The organism is Verrucomicrobium sp. BvORR034 (assembly GCF_000739635.1).
In the GTDB taxonomy this organism is placed as follows: domain Bacteria; phylum Verrucomicrobiota; class Verrucomicrobiia; order Verrucomicrobiales; family Verrucomicrobiaceae; genus Verrucomicrobium.
Genome location: NZ_BATQ01000043.1, coordinates 38,845 through 58,193, shown reverse-complemented (window position 1 = coordinate 58,193; position 19,349 = coordinate 38,845). Strand labels below are relative to the sequence as shown.

At 61.2% G+C, this 19,349-nt stretch carries 13 protein-coding genes; 10 read left to right on the top strand and 3 right to left on the bottom strand.

Translation table 11 applies throughout. The features are described 5' to 3' along the window. Positions 1-302: 302 nt before the first annotated feature. The 9 genes from BV034_RS07290 to queA all read left to right on the top strand — a co-directional run bounded on the left by BV034_RS07290 (position 303) and on the right by queA (position 8,564). Positions 303-1,703: a DUF1254 domain-containing protein gene (locus BV034_RS07290; protein ID WP_050025599.1), complete on the top strand. Its 1,401-nt coding sequence runs from the start codon at positions 303-305 to the stop codon at positions 1,701-1,703. 14 nt (positions 1,704-1,717) lie between these two features. Then, on the top strand, positions 1,718-2,740 hold the full coding sequence (locus tag BV034_RS07285; RefSeq protein WP_081887644.1) for a DUF1254 domain-containing protein: 1,023 nt from the start codon (positions 1,718-1,720) through the stop codon (positions 2,738-2,740). Positions 2,741-2,776: 36 nt separating this feature from the next. Further along, positions 2,777-3,586 carry a hypothetical protein gene (locus BV034_RS07280; RefSeq protein WP_050025598.1) on the top strand — a complete coding sequence of 270 codons (810 nt, stop codon included), beginning with the start codon at positions 2,777-2,779 and terminating at the stop codon, positions 3,584-3,586. 15 nt (positions 3,587-3,601) lie between these two features. Beyond that, positions 3,602-3,826, top strand: a complete 225-nt coding sequence (locus BV034_RS07275; protein WP_050025596.1) for a hypothetical protein — start codon at positions 3,602-3,604, stop codon at positions 3,824-3,826. 32 nt (positions 3,827-3,858) lie between these two features. Next, complete coding sequence (locus tag BV034_RS07270) at positions 3,859-4,650, top strand: hypothetical protein (RefSeq protein WP_050025593.1); 792 nt, start codon at positions 3,859-3,861, stop codon at positions 4,648-4,650. Positions 4,651-4,730: 80 nt separating this feature from the next. Beyond that, the gene (locus BV034_RS07265) at positions 4,731-6,116 is read left to right on the top strand and encodes a nitrilase-related carbon-nitrogen hydrolase (protein ID WP_050025592.1); all 1,386 of its coding nucleotides are present in this window, start codon (positions 4,731-4,733) and stop codon (positions 6,114-6,116) included. Positions 6,117-6,200: 84 nt separating this feature from the next. Continuing rightward, the gene (locus tag BV034_RS07260) at positions 6,201-6,974 is read left to right on the top strand and encodes an SDR family oxidoreductase (protein ID WP_050025591.1); all 774 of its coding nucleotides are present in this window, start codon (positions 6,201-6,203) and stop codon (positions 6,972-6,974) included. A 42-nt stretch (positions 6,975-7,016) separates the two neighbouring features. Next, a complete protein-coding gene (locus BV034_RS07255; RefSeq protein WP_081887643.1) occupies positions 7,017-7,565 on the top strand; it encodes a DUF3592 domain-containing protein in 549 nt (182 codons plus the stop codon). 24 nt (positions 7,566-7,589) lie between these two features. Further along, complete coding sequence (queA, locus tag BV034_RS07250) at positions 7,590-8,564, top strand: tRNA preQ1(34) S-adenosylmethionine ribosyltransferase-isomerase QueA (RefSeq protein WP_050025589.1); 975 nt, start codon at positions 7,590-7,592, stop codon at positions 8,562-8,564. Between the two features lie 15 nt (positions 8,565-8,579). On the opposite strand, the gene pbpC is transcribed toward queA, so the two are convergent. Further along, positions 8,580-10,877 (bottom strand): penicillin-binding protein 1C, encoded by a 2,298-nt coding sequence (gene pbpC, locus BV034_RS07245; RefSeq protein WP_050025585.1) that lies wholly within the window; start codon positions 10,875-10,877, stop codon positions 8,580-8,582. Positions 10,878-11,596: 719 nt separating this feature from the next. Then, positions 11,597-17,383: an alpha-2-macroglobulin gene (locus tag BV034_RS07235; protein WP_050025582.1), complete on the bottom strand. Its 5,787-nt coding sequence runs from the start codon at positions 17,381-17,383 to the stop codon at positions 11,597-11,599. 325 nt (positions 17,384-17,708) lie between these two features. Between BV034_RS07235 and BV034_RS07230 the strand changes: the two genes are divergently transcribed. Further along, complete coding sequence (locus tag BV034_RS07230; protein WP_050025580.1) at positions 17,709-18,773, top strand: galactitol-1-phosphate 5-dehydrogenase; 1,065 nt, start codon at positions 17,709-17,711, stop codon at positions 18,771-18,773. Here the strand turns inward: BV034_RS07230 and BV034_RS07225 are convergent, their stop codons facing one another. Next, positions 18,774-19,277: an SgcJ/EcaC family oxidoreductase gene (locus tag BV034_RS07225; protein ID WP_050025625.1), complete on the bottom strand. Its 504-nt coding sequence runs from the start codon at positions 19,275-19,277 to the stop codon at positions 18,774-18,776. Between the last annotated feature and the right edge of the window lie 72 nt (positions 19,278-19,349).

Here is a 19,349-nt window from a genome sequence, read left to right as displayed (position 1 = left end):
AAGCAGACGAATCCCAACACCGGCTTCGACCACATCAATGGTTTTTGTTGCGAGTGAACGACCACGCGCCCCATCGTCGAGAGGATGCCCCGTTCGTCAAGGCTCGCCACCCGCAAGCATGCCACAGACCTGCACCCAGGGACAGGTTGTTCCACATGCGACAGGCTGCTATTCAAATAACGCATCCAGCAATTTGTCTTACTCGTCCAACGGCCCCCGGTCACTCCAGGCCCGACAGGCCACCATTTTGGCAACCCATCATCCGCGCGGCGTTTCCAGCTGCCTCACAAAAGCAAACTGCCATGAAATCAGTCCTTCCGCTCATTTGCTCGGTCGTGGCCCTGCACAGCAGCGTGTTCGCTCAGTCAGATCTCGAACCCTCGAAAGTGCAGAGCCTGGCCCGCGAAGCCTACCACTACGCCTATCCGCTCGTCCTCATGGACGTCACCCTGAAGCAGACGACCAACGTGCCCAACGCCACCTCCGTGGAAGGGCGGGCACCCATCAACCAGTTCGCCCTGTTCAGGACGTACCCGGACGCGAATGCGAAGGATGTCGTACGATTCAACTTCGACACCTTGTACTCGTTCGCATGGCTGGATCTCTCCCAAGGGCCCATCATCCTGACCGTCCCTGACAGCGGAGGGAGATACTACCTCATTCCGTCATTGGACATGTGGTCGGACATCTTCTCTTCGCTTGGCTCACGCACCACCGGAACGAAGGCGGGCCATTATGCCTACGTTCCTCCCGGCTGGAAGGGCAGCCTTCCCGCGAACGTGGAAAGGCTGGAGTCCCCCACCCCGATTGTCTGGGTGATGGGCCGCACGCAGACGAACGGTCCATCTGACTATGCGAATGTCCACAAGTTCCAAGACGGCTTGAAGCTGACTCCTTTGGATCACTGGGGCAAGGAAGACTACACGCCAGCAGCATCGCCCGTCGATCCGGCAATCGACAATACAACGCCCCCTCTGGTGCAAGTAAGCAAGATGAATGGCGTCCAGTTTTTCACGCTATTTTCCCAATTGTTAAAGGTTCATCCCCCGCACCTCACTGACTATCCCATCCTGCAGCGCATGCGAGCCCTAGGGTTGCAGCCTGGCAAAGACTGGGACTCCAGCAAGCTGAACGCCGCCACAGTCGATGCGATCAACGCCGGGGCCAAACAAGCGATGGATGACATGGTCACCCGCATCAAAAACATGGGCAAACGAATCGATGGCTGGAACAACCTTTCCGAGTTCATGGGCGTGTACGGTTCATCCTACCTGCACCGTGCAGCAGTCGCTCTGGGCGGCTTGGGGGCCAACCTGCAAGAGGATGCCATTTACCCGACCGCTTTTTCAGACGCTGAAGGCAAGCCGCTCATGGCCACGAACCACTACGTGCTGCACTTTGCCAAAGGCAACACGCCGCCCGCAAATGCCTTCTGGTCCCTCACCATGTACGATGAGGAGGGCTTTCAAGTCCCCAATCCCATCAACAGATTCGCCATCGGCGACCGCGATCCGCTGAAGTTCAACCCGGACGGTTCGCTCGACATCTACATCCAGTCCGAATCCCCGGGTTCTGAGAAAGAACCCAACTGGCTGCCTGCACCCAAGAGCGGTGGCATCCAGCCCACCTTGCGCATCTACTCGCCACGACCAGAAGCCCTGGACGGAAGCTGGACCCCTCCTGCCGTCAACCGCGTGAAATAGAACCTCCCCTTAGCATGAAGCCTTGTTTTTTCCTCGCTGTCGTTCTCTTCCACTCTGCACTGGTCGCCCAACCGTCGGAGAAAGAAAAACCTCTGCCTGTCACGGTGGACAACTTCGGTCGTGCCGAGTCAGACCTGTACTTTGCCTCCATGGTGAAACTGGGTGGCTTTGCCAAGTTCAACCACAACCGTGCCGTGACCCCAATCACGGAACAGAACATCGTACGGATGAACCGGGACACGCTCTACTCTGCCGCCGTGTTCGATCTGGAGGCCGGCCCCGTCACCGTGACGCTGCCGGAGCCGTCCGGACGCTTCATCTCCATGCAGGTCTTTGACCAGGACCAGTACACACACGGCGTCATCTACTCTCCAGGTGAATACACGTTTTCCCGTGAGAAGATCGGCACCCGCTACGTCGCACTGGCATTGCGCATCCTGGTGGACCCGGCGAATCCATCAGACTTGAAAGCGGTGCACGCGCTGCAGGACCGCGTGAAAGCACGGCAGGAGAAGCCTGGAACATTCGAGGTGCCGGTGTGGGATGCGGCAAGCCAGAAGAAGGTGCGTGATGCCCTCTGTGTGCTGGCAGACACCCTGCCGGACAAGAACAAGATGTTCGGCACGAAGGCAGAAGTGGAGCCGGTGCGTCGCCTGCTGGGCGTGGCCTCAGGCTGGGGAGGCAATCCCGAACAGGACGCCACCTATCTCAATATCGTGCCCTCCCAGAATGATGGCATCACCCCCTATGTCCTGAAGATCAAAGACGTGCCAGTGGACGGGTTCTGGTCCATCAGCGTGTACAACGGAGAAGGCTTCTTCGAGGCCAACAAAGAGGATGCCTACACGGTCAACAACCTGACCGCGGTAAAAGCCACAGACGGCACCATCACGGTTCAATTCGGCGGGACAAAAGCTCCCGGCGCAAACTACCTGCCCATCGTGAAGGGCTGGAACTACATGGTGCGGCTCTACCGGCCGCGCCCGGAGATCCTCAACGGCACCTGGTCTTTCCCCGAGGCCCAAGCAGCCAGGTAATTTCCAACATCCCCACCTCAACCTCAATCATCTGCCATGGCTGTGTTTACCAGTCCCTTCCCCTCATTGTGCCTGTGCGCCGCGCTCGGCCTGCTGGCTCCCGCCCAGCTGCAGGCTGCTGATGCTGATGCCGATCTGGCCAAACAACTGGCCAATCCCGTGGCCAGCCTGATCTCCGTGCCTCTCCAGGCCAACTGGGACACCGGCATCGGCGTGAACGATGCCTCCCGCTTCACCCTGAATGTGCAGCCGGTCATCCCGTTTGACCTGAATGAGGATTGGAACCTCATCGTCCGCACGATTCTGCCAATAATCGATGCCGAATCCCCGGCTCCCGGGATCGACGATGCCACCGGGCTGGGCGACACGCTCCAGAGCTTTTTCTTCTCCCCCAAACAACCGGTGGGCGGGTGGACTCTGGCGGCGGGACCGGCCTTGCTCTGGCCCACAGGCACAGATGACCTCCTGGGCTCCGGCAAATGGGGAGCGGGACCGACGGCGCTGGCATTGAAGCAATCTGGCCCGTGGACCTGGGGTGTGCTTGCGAACCATGTCTGGTCCTATGCTGGTGAAGATGACCGCGGCGAAGTCAATGCCACCTTCATTCAGCCCTTTGCTGCTTACGTGGCGAAGACCGGCACCACCCTCTCACTGAGTGCCGAGTCCACCTACGACTGGGAGGCACGCCAGTGGACGGTGCCGCTGAACGTCGTGCTGTCCCAGCTCTTCAAGGTCGGCTCACAGCCCGTGCAAGCCTTTGTCGGTGGCCGCTGGTATGCCGAGGGGCCCACCGGTGGCCCCGAGTGGGGGCTGCGCGCTGGTGTCACTTTCTTATTTCCTCTATAACCACCCACCCATCCCATGACGAAACTCAACCTTCTCACCTTTGGCTCTGCCACCATCCTGATCCTGCTCTCCTCCTGCGCCGCCGGCCATGTTGATCGCGTCGAAGACCGTGTGGACCGCCGTGAAGACCGGCATGACCGCAGGCACTACCACGGCCCGGGAGACCGGGCGGAGGACTACTGGGACAAACGGGAAAACGTGAATGACAAAGTTCGCGGCCGCCGCGGCCTGCTCTACTGAACCGACATTCCCCCTGATAGCCCAATCGATCTATGAAATTGATTCCGCTCTTACTGACACTCGGCTTCACCAGCACCACCTACACCGTGCTCGGAGGCACCGTTGACGCCAAAGCAGTCACCCCACTGCAAACTCAAGATGCTGTGGAGGGCGACGAGTGGTGGTTCCGAATCGCCCCGTACAGCTGGCTCGCCGCCATGGAGGGAGACGTCAGCATTGGCCGGCTCTCCACCCCGGTGGACATCAGCATGGGAGATACGCTCGACAGTCTCGACATGGCCTACATGGGCGTGGTGGAGGCCGGAGTGGGACGGTGGTCCGCAGGGCTGGATGTCGTCTATGCCAAGACCTCCCAAGACTTCGCTGGCGGAGGATTCCTCTTTAACAGTTTCCGGTTCGAGCAGAAGCAATGGTTGCTGACGCCGTTCATCGCCTTTCGCGCCATTGCCACGGACCGGTGTTACCTCGACCTTCTGGCCGGAGCCCGTGTCACCTTGCTGGAGTCAGGACTGACCGGAAGGCTTGTCGGCGGCGGCGAGGTGTCCGCAGAACAAGAGGTGGATTTTGCGGATCCCATCATCGGATTGCGGGGGCAGGTCTCGCTGACGGACAAGCTCTTCATTCGCTACAGCGGTGACATCGGAGGATTCGGGGCCAGTTCCCGTCTTGTCTGGCAGGGATTCTGCGGCCTCGGCGTTCGAGTCAGCGAGAACGTGAGCGTGGCCGCCGGGTACCGGGGGCTGGGCATGGACTACCGCAAGGGAGGCTTCACTCTGGACACGGTGTCCCACGGACCGGTGCTGGGCCTCGAAGCCCGCTTCTGACGCGCTGCCAGTAAAATTTGCGGACGGGTTCCGCTTCGGGAACCTCTTGCCCGAAGCGGGGACATCCTTCAGGGTGCGGTGTGTCGTTCGCACAAAAAACTCCCACTCCCGCAGCTTCCACCGCCCGTCCGCATCACTGGCTGCAAGTGATCCTTGCCGGAGGATGTTTTTCCCTGGCATTCGCTCCGCTGAACTGGCGTTGGGCGGTGGTGCCCGCCCTTTTTCTTCTGCTGAAAGCGCTGCAAGGGCGGTCACCGAAGGCTGCTGCCAGGCTGGGATTTGTCTTCGGCATGGCAGCCTATGGGATCACACTCTCGTGGTTGTGGCTGGTCTTTGGAGCCTTCAGCCTGGCGCTCTTTGCCATCCTTGCCCTATTCACTGCGACCTTTGGCTGGTTGTGCGCGATCGTCTCGGCCCACACCTCCCACCCGCGGACAAAGGGATGGCTCATCGCCGCCAGTTGGCTGACTTGCGAGTACATACGGTCCGAGTACTTCTGGCTGGAGTTCCCGTGGGCCACGCCGGGGCTGGCCATTGGCCCCAATCCCCTAACACCTTGGATTGGAGTCTACGGCGTGAGTTTTGCGGTAGTGGTAGGGGCAGCTTTCCTGATGGACAAAGCCACGCGACCGAGCGGCGTTGGCCTGTTTGTCATGCTCGGGCTGGGGGCGTGGAACTGGCACGACCAATCACCCCCAGAGCCGAAGTCACCCGTGAAGATCATGCTCGTTCAGGACGAATCTTCACAATTCGACCGCTATCTCGCAGCAAGCACCCAGGCGGAGAAGGGAACACAGCTCATCGTGTGGCCAGAGCTGAGCTCTTCCATCGACCTGCGACAGCATCCGACCGCATGGGACCGGCTGCGCAAAATGGCAATCCTCAAGGACAGCGTATTCGTGCTCGGGATGTACGCCAAAACAGCCGATGGGAAGGGCTCGCACAACACCGCTCTCGCCATGGACCAAAACGGGACGCTAGGCACCCACGCCAAGCGCCATCTGGTCCATTTCTTCAATGAAGGAGTGCCCGGAACGGGTTCCTATCCCGTAGAAACGCCACTGGGGCGGATTGGCACCTCCATTTGCTTCGACAACGACTTCGAAGATGTGCCGCGTCACATGACCCGGTCGGGCGCGGAGTTTTTTGCCGTGCCCAGCATGGATCCCGCCGGGTGGGGACAAACTCAGCATGAACAACACTCCGAGCTGGTGCGCATGAGAGCGGCGGAGAATCATCGCTGGTTTGCCGTGGCCTCCTCCTCTGGAGTGACCCAGATCGTCAGTCCCAAGGGGAAGGTCACCGCCCGCCTCCCCACGCTCACGGAAGGCACTCTCCAGGGAGTCGTCGGTCGGGAGCAGCAACTCACCTTCTACACCCGCTGGGGGTGGATGTTCCCCGGGGTCGTGATCACGGCGGCAGGGATCTGGATGCTCTGGGGCTGCCTTTCCCGACCAAGAAGCTGACACTGGGGGTTGCTCTCTCCGGCCATCCCGCCATGTTTGACCGCCCTTCGAGGCTCAATTCCATCCCTCCCAACGATCCGTTCCATGTCCACTTCCCTCTTCGATCTGTCTGGCAAAACCGCTGTTGTGATTGGCGGCACCGGCGAACTCTGCGGTGCCATTTCTGAAGGTTTCGCTTCTGCCGGGGCGCATGTGGTGCTGGTGGGCCGGGATGCAGCCAAGGCGGAAAAGCGGCTGGCCGCGATCGCTGAAGCCGGTGGCAAGGGCAGCTTCATCGCTGCGGATGCCGCCAAGCGTGCCGATCTGGAAGGCTTGCTAGCCAAGGTGGTGGCAGACCACGGTGGTGTGGACATCCTCGTCAACGGCGCTGGGGTGAACTCCCCCACCCCGTTCCTCGACATCCCGGAGGAGGAGTATGACCGCATCATGAACATCAACACCAAGGCCGTCGTGATCGCCTGCCAGGTGTTCGGCCGCTACTTCGTGGACAACAAGGTGGAAGCCTCCATCATCAACCTGGGCTCCATGTCCGGCCTCCTGCCTCTGAGCCGCGTGTTCACGTACTCCATGAGCAAGGCAGCGGTGCACAACCTGAGCAAGAACCTCGCCCGCGAGTGGGCCCCTCTGGGCATCCGGGTGAACACGTTGGTCCCGGGCTTCTTCCCCGCCGAGCAGAACAAGAAGGTGCTCGTGCCCGAGCGCATCGCCAAGATCATGTCGCACACGCCAGCCGCCCGCTTTGGCGAGGCCAGGGAACTCGTGGGTGCCGCTCTGCTGCTCGCGAGCAATGCCGCCGGTTCCTTCATCACCGGCCACGAGATGGTGGTGGACGGCGGCTACTCGTCCATGACGATCTAGTCCAGTCATCCCGCGCGCTCGCAAACCGCACCCTCCTACCGCATGCTCAAGCACACCGTCAACTCATCGAGGTCCAGCGCACCCATGGGGCCGGGCATGCGGTTTTTCTTCACCATCATCTTCCCGTGGATCTTCATCCTGGTGGGAGGCGGCATCATGTATGCCGGGGTGACAAACCTACGAAACGCCTCCGCCAGCAAGAACTGGCCGACCGTGCCGGGCAAGGTGGTGATCTCAGAGGTGGACCGTCGCCGCAGTGACAAGGGATCCACCACCTACAGCGCGAACGTGGTGTATGACTACCTCGTAGAAGGGACCACCTACTCTGCGAAGCGAGTCTCGTTTGGCTCCGGCAGTTCCAGCAATCCCGCCGGAGCCAGGACCACGCAGAACAAGTACAAGGTGGGCACAGAAGTGAATGTGCACTACTCGCCCAAGGATCCCTCCCTGGCGGTACTGGAACCCGGCGTGACGGGTGTCACCCTGTTGCTTCCGGGGATCGGGGCTGTGTTCTTCCTCGTCGGCTGTGCCATGGCGTTCTTCCTGCCATCCGCAGTCAAAAAGGATGAGACATCTCGAGTTAACGCCTAGAACTTTGCGCCGGTTCCCGTCCGCATGCTGACCTCAGACTTCGACTATCAGCTCCCCGAGGAGCTCATCGCCAGTGAACCCCTGGCAGACCGCTCCGCTTCGCGGATGCTGGTGGTGCATCGCGAATCCGGGACGATTGAACATCGCTCCTTCACGGATCTGCCGAAGTATCTGCGGCCTGACGATCTCCTGGTGCTCAACGACACCCGGGTGCTTCCCGCCCGGTATTTCTCCAACGACGGTTCAAAAGAGCTCCTCAGGCTCACCTTTGCCACGCCCACCCAGTGGCGCTGCATGGTGAAGCCTGGCAAGAAACTGCGTGTGGGGCACACCATCACCATTGGCACCGCCACCGGCACGGTGAAGGAGATTTACGAGAATGGTGACCGCTTCATTGAGTTCGATCAAGTAGTGGATGAGACCGCCTTCGGGCACCTGGCCCTGCCTCCGTACATGGAGCGTGAGGAGCGCACCGAGGACAAGGAGCGCTATCAGACCGTCTTTGCCAAACACGAGGGCTCCATCGCCGCTCCCACCGCCGGCCTTCACTTCACGCCTGAGCTGCTGGCCACGCTGCCACACACGTTTGTGACGCTGCATGTGGGTGTGGGCACTTTCCAGCCGGTGAAGGCGGACCGCATCACCGACCATGTGATGCATTCCGAGCGTTATTTCCTCAATGAAGAGTCTGCCCGGCGCATCAACGAAGCCGGCCGGGTGATTGCCGTCGGCACCACCGCGACCCGCGTGCTGGAATCCATCGCGCAGAAGCACGGCGAACTGAAGGCGGCTGACGGGGAGACCAGCATCTTCATCTATCCCCCTTACGAGTTCAAAGTGGTGGACGCCCTGGTGACGAACTTCCACCTGCCCAAGTCCACCCTCATGATGCTGGTGAGCGCCCTGGCAGGGAAGGACCTGATCTTCCGTGCCTATGAGGAGGCCATCCACGAGCGCTACCGCTTCTACAGCTATGGCGACTGCATGCTGATTCTGTGAAGATCGCTGGGAGAACTACTCCACCATCTCCACCCGGATTTGACAAGACGAGGACTGTCCCCGGTCATCCATGACCTGGACCGTCCACTTTCCAGCCCGAGGCTCCCAAGACAGTGGCTTGGCAGGCTCTGAGGCACCGAGAAACTGCTGACCCGCAAACCAGAAGACCTTGCGCACGCCGGCCGACGTCTCCGCGAGCAACGAGATGGTGCGATGGCTGGGATCACTGGCACGGATGGTGTACACCAGCGCCGTGCGGGGTGAGACGATACGGGGCGCAGCCCGGCTGTCTCCGCCTGCCAAGGAAGGGGCAGACCCCGGCTCTAGGGCAGGCGCTTCCCGGCGGGGAACGCCCGCCTGTCGGAACAACTCGAGAAGGTCAGGCGTCCAGAATTCATGCACCTCTCTTTGCAGTTCCCGGGTTCCATCGTCCCGTAGCACCCGCAGATGCGTCAAAGGATCCACCAGGATCTCGCGATGGATATCGCACGGCGTGACCGGTGAGACGCCGGGGATGAACCAGCCGTGCAGGCGGTGCTGGCAATGGGGCGTGGGCATCTGGCCCGACACGGCACACAATTCAATGCGTTCCACTCCGGCGGGCGGAGACGATTCCTTCAAAGGCAGACGCAGGCGGCGATAAGTCTCAAACAAGAGAGGCGCGGCACACTCTCTGGCCACGAAGGCGGGATTGGCCCGGCCGTCAAAGTTGCCGATCCAGACCACCAGCACGTAGTCGCCCCGCATGCCCGCCGCCCAGGCGTCCCGAAAGCGGTGGGAGGTCCCGGTCTTCCAGTGCACGTTGGGATCGTCGAAGGCAGCGTCGTCTCCCTCACGCAGGGTGAGCATGTCTCGAACGAGGAAACAAGCTTCCGGGGTGAGCAGCGGCTCAGCAGCTTGTTGCGGAGCGCCCTCCTTCAGATTTTCATGCAGATACCGGAGCGGGCGAGGCTTGCCATCGTCGAGAAGCAGTGAGTACAGGCCCGCCAGTTCCTCCATGGTCACCTCTCCCCCTCCGAGCGGCAGCGAGAGCCCGTAGTGATCCGCCGACTTCGGCAGGGCCACACCCGCTTGTTTCATGAAGCCGTACAGCCCTGGAGCAGCCAATCGCTGGGTCAGGGACACTGCCGGGATGTTCCGGCTCCGGTAGAGCGCCTCCGAAGCAGAAATGGGACCGGCAAATCCGCGGTCGAAGTTTTCCGGATTGTACTCACCGAAGCTCGCCTTGGAGTCCCGCAGCAGAGTACGCGGATGGATCAAGCCCTGGTCGAGAGCGAGGCCGTAGATGAAGGGTTTGAGCGCAGAACCAGGGGAACGCCGGGCCACTACCCCATCCACCTGACCTTGAATGGAATCATTGAGGAATCCACCAGATCCCACATAGGCCAGCACCTCCCGTGAGGGGGCATGCACGAGGATCGCGCAGGCATTGCGGATGCCCAGTTCCCGCTTGCGGCCGAGGTAGTCGGCGAGAGCCGCTTCCACCGTCCTTTGCCTGTCGGCGTCGAGCGTGCTCTGCACGAGGTCGTTGCGGGTCTCCTCTAGCAAACGCCGCGACAGGTGTGGAGCATCACGTGGCACGGTGCGATCAGGCCGCAGGGTAAAAGTGCCATCCAGCGGATCTGCCCGGAGTCCACGAGCGGTCTGCACCTTTTGGAACAGACGGTACTGGGCCGCCGCCAGCTTTGCATTGTCCTCCTTGGTCTTGGGCGTGCGGCGGGAGGGGCTCTGCGGAATGACACTCAGCGCCACCGCCTCGCGCAGGGAAATTTCATGAACCGGCTTGCCACACCAGAGCAGACTGGCTGCGCCTGCTCCTTCTACATTCCCGCCATAGGGTGCCAGGTTGAGATAAGCTTCCAGGAGTTGTGGCTTGGAATAGTGGCGCTCCAGCTGCAGGGCGCGGAAGACCTGAACGAGTTTGCCGCTGATGGAGCGCGTTTCCAGATCATAGCGCAGACGCGCGAACTGCATGGTGATGGTAGACCCGCCGCCGCGGGGCGTGCGCGATACCATGCCCCAGAGGCCGCGTAGAAGGGAGACGGGGTTCACACCCGGGTGGGTGTAGAAGTGGCGGTCCTCGTGCTGGAGCGTGGCCGCAATGAGATCCGGACTGAACTCGTGCAGGGCCAGGCGAACGCGGTATTTGCCATCTGCCGTGAGCGTGAGGTTCAGGAGTTGACCATGGCGGTCGTAGACCTGGCGGGAGAAAGTGGTGTTGGGCGGGTAGAGATCTGGTTTGGGGAGGAGGAGGTAGAAGAGGGTGAGGGTGGCGGTGGTGATGAGCCCCGCACGGAGTATCCGCCTCGCCACTGAGCCGACTAAAGTCGGTACTCCAACCCGGCTTCCGAACCTCCCAAATATGTTCAACCTCGACAGCATTGTTGGAGTACCGACTTTAGTCGGCGGTGATTGACGATCATTCATCCCAGCCCGCTCCATATTCATGAATGGGAAACTTCTTCCATATCAACGCCGCCTCAGTCTCCCCTACCTCACTCAGATAATTGGACGCACTGCTGAAAGGCCACTCTGTCCACTTCCTCACATACCCGTGCTTCACAGGGTTGTGGTGCACATAGTTCGTTGTCGCCCAAAAGTGAGCTTCGCTCTTCATCAGGGTTTCCGCACACCTGAACCACACCTGCCGGCCACGTGTGTTGTCTTCGCCATTCCACTTGTGAGCGGTTCTGCCATGCACTCTGCCAATCGATGCAAGCACCGCCCGGATATCGGCCGTCTGCACAAGCGCATGGTAGTGATTCGGAAGGACCACCCAGGCCATCACGGAATCGCAACACCCCTGCAGTGCCTGAACCAACTCCGACTCAAATTCCCCCATCCTGTCGACGCTCGCCCCGATCCACGGCTGATGTTCGAAGCAAGCCCCAGTCAACATCCATAGTCCGGGTCCAAAACTCCTTCGATGCGGAGGGCCATGCTGCGGCAGCTTTAACTGCTGCCGCAGCCGCAGCGTCTCGCCACGCTGCAGTTCATTCATGCTTCTCCAAGAGTACATCGCCATCCCCCCCTCACTCCACCACCACCTTCCCCGACGCCCCGCGTCCTTTCAGACCGCGATCATACATCGCTTCGGCGAAGACGGGAGGCACGGTGTAGGAACCTGCGGCCACGGGCTTGATGCGGTAGGCAAAGGTCTTGACCGCACCCTTGTCCAGGGAGCAGAAGAACACGTTGCGGTCCTCACGGACATCCACATAGACGGCACCCGGAACGGTGCCGAGACCGGGGCGGAGGGCGTTGGGTTCCACCTCGAACCCACCGGGCATGAGGTCCAGCACGGCGATGTTCTCCAGGTTGCCTTCGCTCACGTTCCGGACGCGCACACGAACGACCGCGCCTTCTCCCACTTTGAGCTGGGTCACAGGCTGGCCGTCCTTGTCGATGAACTCGCGGTAAACTTCGAGACCATCGGTGATCGCGGCTTTGGCTTCGCCAGCATCAAAGCCTTCCTCCACCACCTGATAGAAGGCCCCGAGATCGGACTTGCCGCCCTGGTCCAGTTGGAAGCGGACCGTGCCGGCATCGGGTGAGAAGGGCGTAGAGAGCAGACCGGTGGATCCAGGAATGAGCATCCTCAGGGCTCCGCCGCTGCGTGCCAGTTCCGCGATGGAGACCTTCACGTCCGCCTTTTGGGCGAGCTGTGAATAGGCCTTCAGCGCCAGGATGGTGCTGGCAGCACTGATGGTGTTGAAACGACCCTGGGTAATGGGGTCGGTGATCACCGCCAGGTCATCGTAGCCAATCTCACCCGCGAGTTCCGGGAAGTGGCGGCAGACCAGGGCAAACACCAGGGCATTGTTCACCTGCGGATCATCGTAGTACATGCCCAGCCAGCGTGCCGAAGGGGTCTTGGCCTTGGCCAGCTTGCGGTACTGGGTGATCAGGGCGAGACCTTCCTTGGGCTGCTTGAGCAGCGCATAGGTGGCGGCCAGGTAGGGAGCGGTGAGATCTCTGCCCCACTGATCCTTGTATTTGCTCTCCAGGGTATCGCGCAGGTTCAGGACATAATTCGTCGTCACCTCCCCCTGACGGGTCAGCAGGTAAATGGCAGCCGCCTGGAGATAGGTCTCGTTCAGGCCGGAGGGTTTCCCCTTGGCCATCTGCAACAGACGTTTCTTGGCACCGTCGAGCAGGTCTGCCGGCACGGCGAATCCGGCGTCTTTGGCCTCGGTGAGGAACTGGCTCACATAGATGGTGAGGAAGTCGAAGCCGCCCGAGCAGGCATCACTCCAGTAACCAAAGCCACCGTTGTTGTTCTGCCGGGCCTGGAGCAGGCCAAAGGCGCTGTCGAGCTGTTTTACGGCCTCCGCCTTGTCGAAGCCAAAATCGACTTCGGTGGAAACCAGGAGACGGGAGACGGCCTTGCTGGTGATCTGCTCCGAGCATCCATGCGGATAGCCGGAGAGATAGGCCTCCAGACCGCGGGCCAGGCCCATGGGGACGCTGCTGGCCGTGGCCTGATGCTTCTGGAACTGGGGATACATGTCCCGTTCCACCGGTACATCCTGCTTGGCGAGGCGGAAGTAACCGCTCTGCACATGAGTGAGGAACGGAGCTGCCGGACGCACACTCAGGGTGGCACGGCGCTCCATGAGCTCTCCACCCCCGCTGGCCTTGAAGACCAGCTCTGCACCACCCAGATTGTTCTTCACCCGCACACGAAACCGGGCTGTCCCCTCCGCGCCCACCGCCACCTCAAGGTCACGGTCAGCACCGTCCACGATCTCTACGCGATCGTCGCCGGCGGCAGAGATCTTGATGGCGGGACCTGCTTGAGCCCCTTCCAGGTTGTTCGCCACCGTGAGGCTGGCGGTGAACTCATCGCCAGGTGCGGCAAAGACGGGCACATTGGGGCTGAGCACAAACGGGCCACGCACGGTGCAGGCCGTTTCCGCCGTGCCCACCGCATCGGGAGCCACGGCCACCGCCATGATCTTGAGGCGACCGGCAAAGTAGTCCGGCACGGTATAGGAAACTTCCTTCCGCTCCGGACCGGCTTCCACCAACCCACTCCAGAACACCACCGGCGGCTCTTTCTTCCGCTTGAAGGGGTTCAGGTGCATCTTGATCTTCGTGCCGTCATCACCGCCGAAGGCGCTGGACTGCGTGAGCAGGGAGAACTCCGGCAGGATGAGGTCCATCAACTGGGAAGACTCCACTTCCAGCGAACGCTTGCGCATGAAATGCGGCAGCGGCTGGGGCAGCTTGTACGCAGTGATCTGGTGGATGCCTTCATCCACCGCATACACCACCAGACGGCAGGGTTTGGATGCCTTGAAGCCGATCTTCAACTCCTGGTTGGGCTTCACTAGAGCAGGTGCATCCAGTTCCACCGCCATCTTGCGTTGATCGGTGTTCACCGCGAACGACTGCACCGCGTAGCTCAGCGGAGACATGAAGATCTCCTTCGAGTCCAGAGCGCGCACGAATGAGACATTCACATACGCATTCCCCTCAATGCCGGCAGGCACAGGGATCTGCTGGGTGCTTCCCGTGGTGGGGGATTTGAACCACTGCCAGCCCAGCACCTTTTCCCGCTCCACGGTGATCAGCCCGGCTCCGGTGTAGGGGGCATTCAGGCTGAGTTCTAGGTTTTCACCCGTGTTCCAGGAGCCCTTGGCCAGCTTCAGATCCAGTTCGGCATTGCGGTCAAGACTGCGATTGCTCTCGCCCTTGCCCACCACCGTGAAGGGGCAGACACAGACCACCTGGTTGTCACCATCCAGGAGTTCATAGCGGAACTCGCCGGGCTGCTGGGAAGGCAGCGCAACCGTCAATCCATCGGCAGGCAGGCTGAAATCCACCTCTGACACCGTCTTGTCGCGTGCCGTGGACTCATACGCATAGCTGCCGTTGGGCTGCTTTGTGAGGACGGACACATGCCGCACCTCCACAATGCGCTGCTTGAGCCCGGCCTGCGCCACCTGGGCCAGGTTGGGGGCCAGGGAAATCAGGTGCAGGTTGCGCTGGCTGTCCTTCGAGATGTAAGACAGGTCGCCATCCGCCTTGTAACCCACCACAAACGGCTGGGGGGAAACCAACATGGACTGGGCGGTGCGCACGCTGCGACCTCCGTCCTTCTCAAACCCTTCAGCAAGGAAGTTCAGGAAGAAGCTGCCCTCAGCAAAGCGCTCCAGCGCCAGATTAAAGGTCGCCTCGCCGCGGGCATCCGTCACCTGCTCACCCAGGTCCACCGTCTTGGCGGCATCCGACCCCTCCTCTGCATCCTCTTCATTGAGGTTGCTCTTGGCCCAGGTGTGGAAGGTGTAGTCTGGGAACTTGTCAAAAGCGAACCAAGCCGGATTAAGCTCCAGCCGCGCCTTGATGGTGCGGTCTGCGGCGGGGAAGCCAAACAGCGATTGCAGTGAGAGAGACGCTTTCACCTCACGAGGTTGCACCCAGCCAGCTCCGACATCGGAATTGAAAGACACCGCCAGCTTCATGCGATCGGGCTGGAAGTCCTCCAGACGGAACGTGGTACGACCGAGGAGAATCTTGCGCTCCTCATCCTCACCCTGCATGAGATAGAGGCGGGCCTGGAACGTGCCCGTGGGGTCGGCCTCGTCCGTGGGCAGTTCCATGTCAAAGAAGCCGTCTTCCGGCAGAGCCACTTCCTCCGAGCCGGTCTGATTGCCCTTGGCATCGAAGAACAACATCTTCACCGGCAGTCCATCCAGCTCACCACCCCAGTCCCGGCGACGCACCACGCCGCTGACGTGCACAGTGTCCCCAGGACGATAGACGCCGCGCTCCGTAAAGAGGAAGGCATCCAGCGCCTCATTCTGCGAGGCCTGCACCCCGCCGGTGTCAAACCGGGAGAAGTCCACCAGCCGGTCCGGACGGTTAAAGGGAATAAACGAAACATCGTTGCCCAGGCGGGCAATGATGGCCACGGGGGTCTTTTCACGCTTCAGGTGCTCCACTGCATCCGCATGCCAGTGTCCGTCGGCGGTGGTGGTGCCTTCACTGATGAACTCGCCATTCTTGGCCAGCACAATGATCTTGGCGCCTTCCACCGGTTCCCCCTTCTGAATGCTCTGCACGAAAACTTCGCGAGAACCGTCGGCATTGCGCTTCACCAGCAGGCCAAGGTCCGTCACCAGGATGAAGCGGCGGGCATGGCAATCCTCCTCCACACGCACCCAGGCATCCTCAGGATCGCTCCCCTGCTCATCGGAATCTGCCTCCTCCTTCTCGTCATCGGAACGCTGCCGGACGCCTTCCACATCCAGGAAGAAAAGTCCACGGGAGGCATCGGGATCGGCCGGATCCGCGGCGGCAAGAGCCTCGGCAAAGTCAAAGGTCAGGTAGTTGGCCTGATACTCATTGCGCATCGTGGTCGGTTTGATCTCACGCTTGATGCGGGAGATGTTCTCCTCATCCACGTCTCCCGACCAGTAGGGATCCTGGAAGTCGCCTTTGGCAAAGCGGGCCACGTGATTCACCTGGCTAAAGGGAACGCGCGCCAGCGTGTAGCGCACATGCCCCACGCCGCGGGACTTGATGGAGATCTTGCGCTCGCCATTGAGCGCCAACAACCCGCCCTCACCGAGAATGTCCACCTCATTGGGGAACTCCGGCACATCTGCCACGGCGGCAAAGTCTTTGCCCAACTTGAATCCGCCCAGAGCTTCGACGCCCTTGGTCAGGCGCACATAGAGACGGCCTGCCTCTTCCACCAGGAGTTTAAAGGCGTGAGAAGTGCTCAAGGGCTCTCCTTCCTCCACTTCCGTTTCCACCCGCGTGAGTTTCACCGGCTTGGCCAGCTTCAGCACCTCTGGCGTCACCTCACCGGTGTTCGGCCAGTCGTAATCCTCCGCCACCTTGCCGTCTTTGTCCGCAGGTTTGTCCTTGGGGAGCAACCAGACCTCGATGTGCTTCTCCATCTCCTCTCCACGGGCATAGCCGCTCGCCTCGACGAACAGATATTGCTCGGGCTCGCCTTCATCCGTACGGATGATGCGGGTGTCGGCGCTTTCCACGTTGAAACCGCTGTAGATGTCTGGAACGCGAATGCTTGACCCGACTGGCTTGCCGGTGCCCTCGCCACCGTTGGTGGTCTTCAGGCCGGGTTCGAGGGTCAACTTGATGAAGTCCTCTTTCTCGGGAATGCTGACCCGGTTGGTGCGCACCCAGAACTGCCGCTGATGAGCGCCTTCCACCACGGTAAAGAGAGGCCCAGCACTGTCACGCTTGCCGAATACGGGGGTCTTTCCGAGCACTTCCACCCGCACCAGCTTCTCCAGATCCGTCCGTTCCACCGGGTGGCTGAACTTCAACTCCATCACCGCCTGATGCAGGGTGGGGTCTTTGGGATCGGTATAGAACTCAGACTTCACCACGGCAGGCTGGAGCGGTGGTGTCTGGAACTTGAAGACGGACTCCTTCAGCTTCGCCTCTTTGGCAAAGGCCGCCGTATCCAGCTTCACCTCATAGTCCATCCCGGCAGGCCAGTCGCGCCCAGGTTCAAAGATCAGGTGCTTGTCGTCCAGCCATCTCCAGGCACCCGGCAGGGGCGGATCCAGCACCATGCCCTTGGCTCCCGCTTTGTCGAGTTCATCCAGTTGCGCCAGGGACTGGTCAAAGTCCAGGCGCAGGGGTTGGGGTTGGGCTTTGCCTTTCACCACCGGAGTCACCGGAGGGGCGGTCAGCTTGCCGATGACCTCGCGCTGCACGGTCAGCACGCGAGGACGGGGCTTGTGAGCCTCCCACCAGTGGTAGCCATGCCAGCTGCCGATGCTCAGCAGACCGGCGGCTACGATGGTGCCTGCCCAGACGCCAGGGCGTCGGGACATGCTCTCAAACGTGGCTTGGAATGCCGCAACACCCCATGCCGGGGGACGGTATTTAAACTCTCCGACAACCGCACGGGGCAACTTCCCCCAATTGCGCGGCACCAAAATTCCTGACCAGCGGGACATATAGGTGTGCTTCGCACTATGTTAAAGATTGTGACGCGGAATTACAAGACAGTGCGGAGTAAGAACTGTTGGGCGATATTTTTGAATCCTCGCAGATTCTCCAAGACTGTTTGACTCCCCCCTTGAAAAGTCCTTTCCTGACCGGCGTTTCTTCCTTTCCCCGGATTTTATCCGGGGCGGATTTTTTCCTCCTCCCTCCATGAAAGCACTGACCCTTGTCGCCCCCTCTACTTTTGAATTTGGTGATGCTCCCGCCCCCCAGCCCCAGCAGGGTGAAGTGCTGGTGGACATCAAGGCCTGCGGCATCTGCGGCAGTGACCTGCACGGCATGGACGGCCGCAGCGGCCGCCGCATTCCTCCCATCATCATGGGCCATGAAGCTGCCGGTGAAATCTCCGCCGTGGGTGAAGGCGTGACCGACTGGAAAGTGGGCGACCGCGTGACCTTCGACTCCACCGAATACTGTGGAAACTGCCCGGACTGCAAGGCGGGCAACGTGAACCTGTGCAAGAACCGCAAGGTGCTGGGAGTCTCCTGCGGCGACTACCGCCGCCACGGCTGCTTCGCCGATCAGGTGGCCCTGCCCCAGCACATCCTCTACCGCCTGCCGGACGGCCTCGCCTATGAGAAGGCGGCCTTTGCCGAGCCGGTGAGCATCGCCCTGCATGCAGTGAACTTGGCCCCCCGGCCGAATGCCCACTCCCCCGCCCTGACCACCCGTCAGGAGATGGCGGTTGTGGTGGGCGCGGGCCTGATTGGCCTGCTGGTGCTCCAGGCGCTGAAAGCGCGCGGGTGGAACCGCGTGTACGCCGTGGATCTGGACGACTCCCGCCTGGCTCTGGCCAAACAACTGGGCGCTGAGGATGCATTCAACGCCAAAGAAGAAGGTCTGGCTGCCAAACTGCGTGAACTGGGTGGCGGCGATGGTGTGGATGCCAGCTTTGAAGTCGTGGGCGCCGCCGCACCGGTGGACCTCGCCATCCGCAGTGTGCGCAAAGGCGGCACGGTGGTGCTGGTGGGAAATCTCCAGCCAAACGTTCCCTTCCCGCTCCAGGAAGTGGTGACGCGCCAGATCACGCTGCGCGGATCCTGCGCCTGCGCCGGGGAGTATCCCGAGGCCATTGAGCGCATTGAGGACGGCACCATCCAGGTGCTGCCGCTGCTCAGTGTGGTGGCCCCGCTCAGCGAGGGCGGCGACTGGTTCCACAAGGGCGTGCAGCCCGGCAACGGCCTTCTCAAGGTGGTATTGACGCCGGAAGCCTGATCAACTGGCCGCCTGCGGCGGGGAGTGTGAGCGCATTCTTTGCACCTCCCCACGCAGCTCTTCCGTCAGTTTCTCACTCAACTCCGGCCGACCGTGATAGGCGGCCGGAGTGTTCTGGAAAAGCGCGATTCTCCACACGCCTGATGGCAGGCGCACGGCCACCAGACTCTGGATGGCATTCAGCGCCGGATTGATGTCCGCCAGATCCCGCGGCACCATCCCCACCTCCGCACGCAGCAGTACGCCTTCCGTCCCCAGGGAACGAATCTCCCGGATCAGCCCGACAAACGTGGCGGTGGGATACTTGGCAAAGATGTCTCCCAGTTCCGCAGAAATCGCAGCCCGTCCGTTCATCTGGCTGCCATCGAAGCCCACCACGCTGCCGTCATCGTGGAAGAGCGCCGCCATGCCGCTCGCGTCACGGGCGTTCCATGCTGCCAGGAGGTGACGGTAGAGATCCGTGATCTCCTTGTCCACGTCTACGTCGGCAGGTTCGGCAGCCATGCGACCATCGAAGCAGGATTGGCGGGAGAAGGCAAGCCAGAGCGCCAGGAGTCCGTTGGACCAATCTGACCA